The organism is Roseibium album (genome assembly GCF_001404515.1).
GTDB classification, from domain to species: domain Bacteria; phylum Pseudomonadota; class Alphaproteobacteria; order Rhizobiales; family Stappiaceae; genus Roseibium; species Roseibium album.
In genome coordinates this window covers 1-5257 of the sequence record NZ_CXWE01000023.1, presented here as the reverse complement: position 1 = coordinate 5257, position 5257 = coordinate 1, and the positions used below count along the sequence as shown (strand labels likewise).

Here is a 5257-nt window from a genome sequence, read left to right as displayed (position 1 = left end):
TAGACAAGGACGTTCCCCCCAAACTGCGAGGCCAAAAGGGCCTCGCTCTTTTTTTCGGTGAGTTGGCAGCTGTGCAGCAAGCACGGCGTGGAGAGGGAAAAATGACGCAACTCGTGCATACAGAGGGCGAATCCAATACGTCCGATGCCCGCAAGGCCTGGCTGAAAAAGTCCATTGGCCCGAATTCTGCTCCCCTTCTGGAGCGGGACGCACAGGCGTTTCTGCACCAATCCCTTTCCTCTCCCTGCGTTTCGACGATCGCGAAGGCCGAGGGCATCTGGATCGAGGATCTGGACGGCCGACGCTACATGGATTTCCACGGCAATTCGGTTCACCATATCGGTTACGGTCACCCGCGCCTCGTCGAAGCCATCAAGGCGCAGCTGGACCAGCTTCCCTTCGCTCCGCGGAGGTTCACCAACGACCCGGCCGTAGAGCTGGCTGAAAAACTCGGCAGTATCGCGCCAGGCGAATTGAACAAGGTGCTGTTCACGACAGGTGGTTCGGATGCAAATGAAGTCGCGCTGAAAATTGCCAGGGCGGCAACAAAACGCTTCAAGACAATCAGCTTCTGGGATGCCTTCCACGGCGCAGGCCTCGGGGCAGCCAGTGTCGGCGGCGAAGCGACCTTCCGTAGTCATATTGCAGGTCCGCTCCTGCCGGGAACAGAGCATGTTGCACCCTTCGCCTGCTATCGTTGTCCCTATAACCACCCCGGTCCGGAGACCTGTGGTCTTGCATGCGCCAAAATGGTTGAATTCGTTCTCGAACGGGAAGGCGATGTTGCCGCCGTGATAGCGGAACCGATGCGCGCGGTTCCCTATGTTCCCCCTGCCGGTTTCTGGCGGGCGGTGCGCGAGGCATGCAACAGGCATGGCGCGCTGCTGATCATGGATGAGATACCCACCGGCCTTGGCAAGACCGGGCGGATGTTCGCATTCGAACATGATGACGTCATCCCGGACATCGTCACCGTCGGCAAGGCTCTTGGCGGCGGTATCCTGCCAATTGCGGGTTGTATCGCGCACAGGGACCTGGATGTCTGCGGTGATTTTGCCATCGGGCACTACACCCATGAAAAGAATCCGGTCACATCACGGGCGGCCCTGACGACCATCCAGATCATTGAAGAGGAAGGTCTCGTTGAACGCTCTGCCGCGCTTGGCACGCATGCCATCGGGCGGTTGAAAAACGAACTTGCGGACATTCCCACAGTCGGAGACATTCGCGGCCGTGGACTCATGTTCGGTGTCGAAATTGTCGAGAACCGGATCGACAAGACTCCCGGGCTCGACCGTGCCGAACTCATATACTACGCCTGTCTCCACGCGGGTCTCAGTTTCAAGATCAGTCAGGGGTCCGTCCTGACGCTGTCACCTCCCCTGACAATCAGTCAGGCAGATCTCGACAAGGCGCTCGATATCGTCATCGACGCTATCAAAGAGGCCGCGTGAGCATTGGCGTTGCCCTGATCGTATTGACGGCCGCATTGTTCCATGCGGTCTGGAACGCGCTGGTCAAAGGCGCGGAAGACCGGGTCATCATGCTCGGATTGATTGCCTTGGGACATATTCCTGCCGGCCTGGTGCTTGTGGCTGTTTCGCCACTGGCGGACCCTTCGGTCTGGCCCTGGATGATTGCCTCCGTTGTGGTGCACTGGGGGTATTTCTGGCTGCTCAATGTCGCTTACAGGCTTGGTGATCTGAGCCTGATTTACCCGGTGGCACGCGGATTGGCGCCGGTCCTGGTTGCCCTCGTCGCTCAGCTTTGGCTCGGTGAAGTTCTTCCTCCCGCAGCCTGGGCAGGAGTAATCCTTGTTTCAGCCGGCATCATGATCCTTGCGCGGGATGCATTCACCGGTGCCCTGCCTTTCGCCGGACTGGTTGCCGCGCTTGCGGTCGGTGCATCTGTCGGCTCCTACTCGCTGATTGACGGGGTCGGCGTCCGCCTGTCAGGTAACGCCGCAGCCTATATAGGATGGCTCTTTTCCGCCAAGATCCTGATTGTTCTTTACATTTTTCCGACGCGAATGGACCGGGTCAGGTCCATTCCGGCAAAACAGTTGTTGATCGGTTTTGCCGGCGGCCTCGTCTCCGGTGCTGCATATGCTCTTGTGCTCTATGCGAAAACACTCGCGCCCCTGGGACTTGTCAGCGCCTTGAGGGAAACCTCCGTCATCTTCGCCGCTCTTATCGGCGTCCTCTGGTTCCGGGAGGGCCCAAGAGGCCGCCGGATCCTGGCATCGATCATTGTTTCTGCAGGTATCGTCGTTATCGGAGCCAACGCATGACCATAGTATCCACCCGATACGATGTTGCCATCATAGGCGGAGGCATCAATGGTGCCAGTGCTGCACAGCACCTTTCTTCGGCCGGGTACCGGGTGTTTCTTGCCGAAAAAGACGACTTTGCCGAGGGCGCCACTGCACGTTCTTCCCGTCTGCTCCACTGTGGATTGCGACATCTGGCAAACGGAGCCTCGCCCGGCGACCTGCTGAAGCACCCCGTACGCCTGTTCCAATCCTTGAAAACGGTTCGCGAAGACATGGTTGCGCGCGATGAACTCGTCGAGAGCATTCCAGGCCGACTAAAACCGATGACCTTTTGCCTGCCGATCTACAAACAGGACATCTATCGTCCATGGAACATGGACATTGCGTTCGGTTTGCTACGCCTGGCCAGCCCGGGCGGCGTTGCGTTGGACTACCGTCGTTTTCGACCAAACGCTGATGACATGCCGTCCCTTGCACGACACTTGCGAAACGGTGACCAGTTGGCCGGAATGGTGACTTTCCGGGAATACATCTTTGACTGGCCTGAACGGATTGCTCTCGATGCGTTGGCTGACGCGCGACGGAAGGGCGCAGAATTGCGAAACTACACAAAGGTCATTCGTCTCGAACGTGAAAACAACGGCTGGCAACTCACCCTGCAAGACAAAAGCCGGGTATCTGCGTCAATCGTCCTGAACCTCTCCGGTGCCTGGATTGACGAGGTTTCAGCGAGTGCTGGAAGCAATGCCGTTGCAAAGTGCCAGCCGATCAGCGGTATCCATATCGCTCTGAAGTTGCCCATTGAATTCGAGGGACACGGCGTGTTCGCCTTCAACCGCCTTGCAGAGCCGCTTTACTGTCTTCCCTGGCGGGACCATCACTATGTCGGCCTCACCAGGCGCCCCTATTCGGCTGACCCCACAAACATTGCCGCCACCGATGATGAAATTGACTGGCTGCTATCGGAAACCAATCACTGTTTCCCGAATCTGGACCTGAAACGAGACGATGTTCTTTACAGCTGGGCCGGTGTGAACCCGCTGACTGCGGACCCGGCAGAGCCTTTGGGAAGCAGGGAAATCAAGATCCATGATCACGCACCGGATGGGTTACCTGATTTTTTCTCTGTAACCGCAGGTCCGATCATGACGCATCGTCGCGTCGCCCGGCGCCTGTTGGAACGCGTAAGAAATCACTGCGAGCCGTCACGGCCGGTTTCTTCTGCGATCTACGAAGCGGCGCCTCTGTCCGGAGACGAATTCATCTTCAATGCGATAACAGAAAATCCGAACAGCCTTTGTGACCTGATGCTGCGCCGCCTCGGATATGGCTGGGACCTTGATCAGGGACGATCAAAGGCGCTGCATGTCGCAGAAACAGTTGCTCCCTCACTTGAGTGGAGCACCACTCGTATCGAGCAGGAAATCGATAGTTATGCCAAGCATGTCAGGGAGGCACGCCGCCGCCCTTCGACCAGCAGGCCCGATCAGGAGACCATTGGATGAAAATCGTCCGGACGGATATGGAACTTCAAGTTCCCGTTGTCGATGCGACCCTCAAGAAAATGGGACATGATCTGGTCCTGTTGCCCGATGGTGTTTCAGAAGAGGATCTGGCCAGGGAGATTGCCGATGCGGATGTTCTGATGATGTGTTATGCGCCGATCACGCGTAAAATCATTGAAGCGGCACCAAAGCTGCGCGGTATCGTGAAATATGGCGTCGGCATAGATGCAATTGACATACCCGCCGCGATGGAACACGGCGTTGCAGTCGTAAACATTCCCGAATATGCAGAAGAAACAGTGGCAGAAGGCGCATTCGCCCTGATGATCTCGCTCGCCAGGCGCCTGCCGGCACTCGGACACCAAATGCAGACCCGGGGCTGGGCCTGGCCAGAACCCACCTGGCTCGGAAGAGACATTGCCGATAGCACAGTGGGCATTATCGGGCTGGGCAAGATCGGACGGAGCATGGCCAGAATGGCCGGCGCCGGATTTCGAGCGCGGGTACTGGCCTATGATCCGGGACTAACGGCACAGCAGATGTCGGAGTATGGGGCTGAAAAATGCGAAAATCTGATCGACCTTCTGCAACAATCAGACTTCGTGTCCGTGCATACGGTCCTCAATGACAGGACCCGCCATCTTGTCGGCGAAGCTGAATTCAAAAAGATGAAGTCCACCGCGTGCCTGATCAATGTATCGCGAGGAGCGATCGTTGACGAGATGGCTCTGATCAAGGCTCTGGATGAAGGCTGGATTGCGGGCGCGGGACTGGATGTCTTCAGTAACGAGCCACTTGCCTTGACGGATCACCCGTTAAGCCCGCTCTTCGGCAGGGACAATGTCATTTTGACACCGCATCTGACCTTCTATACCGAACAGGCAATGTTTCGGCTTGAAAGCGAAACTCTGGATAGGTGCCTGGAACTGATCAACGGGCGTCCGGTCCAGATCAAGTCGAAAGACCCCCGCCTTCTTGCCCAAACGGCCGGGGTTTTGTTCAAAGATTGATGCTTCACGTCGAGTTAGCCATTTGAGTGTGGTTAGCTTTGCGACTTTTAGTCTGCTGCGTCGGGTCTGGTCACTGCTCGGGTGGATTTGTTTTGTCGGATCCAAAAAAAAGCCCGTCCGATTTCTCGGCGGGCTTTGTTTGGTTTCGGGATCTGGATTTGAATGTTTTCTGCCCGGTTGCGTCGGACTATGTCCTCCTTCCGGGGCCCCCGTCAGGTCAAGATCGGCGCCCCCTTCCAACAAAAAAGCCGCCCGATGTGGGCGGCTTTTTTTGTTGGTTGCGGGAGCAGGATTTGGTGTTTTTTTGCCCTTCTGCGTCGGGCTTTGCCCTCCTTGATGGGCCCGGAGAGGTTCTCGCCTGTATCCACTGTCCAGATACGCCAAAGGCCGCCCTGTTGGACGGCCTTTGGCGTATTTGGTTGCGGGAGCAGGATTTGAACCTGCGACCTTCAGGTTATGAGCCTGACGAG

At 57.1% G+C, this 5257-nt stretch carries 5 protein-coding genes; all 5 read left to right on the top strand.

Going from position 1 to position 5257, the window contains the following annotated elements; genetic code table 11:
- The first annotated feature begins 101 nt into the window (after positions 1-101).
- A complete protein-coding gene (gene pbfA, locus LA5095_RS31650) occupies positions 102-1454 on the top strand; it encodes a (R)-1-hydroxy-2-aminoethylphosphonate ammonia-lyase (RefSeq protein ID WP_055391962.1) in 1353 nt (450 codons plus the stop codon).
- A complete protein-coding gene (locus LA5095_RS31645) occupies positions 1451-2290 on the top strand; it encodes an EamA family transporter (RefSeq protein ID WP_055391961.1) in 840 nt (279 codons plus the stop codon). Before pbfA ends, LA5095_RS31645 begins: the two co-directional genes overlap by 4 nt.
- Positions 2287-3777 (top strand): FAD-dependent oxidoreductase, encoded by a 1491-nt coding sequence (locus tag LA5095_RS31640; protein ID WP_055391960.1) that lies wholly within the window; start codon positions 2287-2289, stop codon positions 3775-3777. The genes LA5095_RS31645 and LA5095_RS31640 overlap by 4 nt, the downstream gene beginning before the upstream one ends.
- Positions 3774-4787 carry a 2-hydroxyacid dehydrogenase gene (locus LA5095_RS31635; RefSeq protein ID WP_055391959.1) on the top strand — a complete coding sequence of 338 codons (1014 nt, stop codon included), beginning with the start codon at positions 3774-3776 and terminating at the stop codon, positions 4785-4787. Before LA5095_RS31640 ends, LA5095_RS31635 begins: the two co-directional genes overlap by 4 nt.
- A gap of 92 nt (positions 4788-4879) precedes the next feature.
- Positions 4880-5257, top strand: a 378-nt coding sequence (locus LA5095_RS33140; RefSeq protein WP_208992932.1) for a hypothetical protein, incomplete at its 3' end; no start/stop codon positions are given.

Bases quoted from the DNA above. Each gene is read 5' to 3' on its own strand.
- pbfA (WP_055391962.1), top strand. From the start codon at position 102: ATGACGCAACTCGTGCATACAGAGGGCGAATCCAATACGTCCGATGCC.
- LA5095_RS31640 (WP_055391960.1), top strand. From the start codon at position 2,287: ATGACCATAGTATCCACCCGATACGATGTTGCCATCATAGGCGGAGGC.
- LA5095_RS31635 (WP_055391959.1), top strand. From the start codon at position 3,774: ATGAAAATCGTCCGGACGGATATGGAACTTCAAGTTCCCGTTGTCGAT.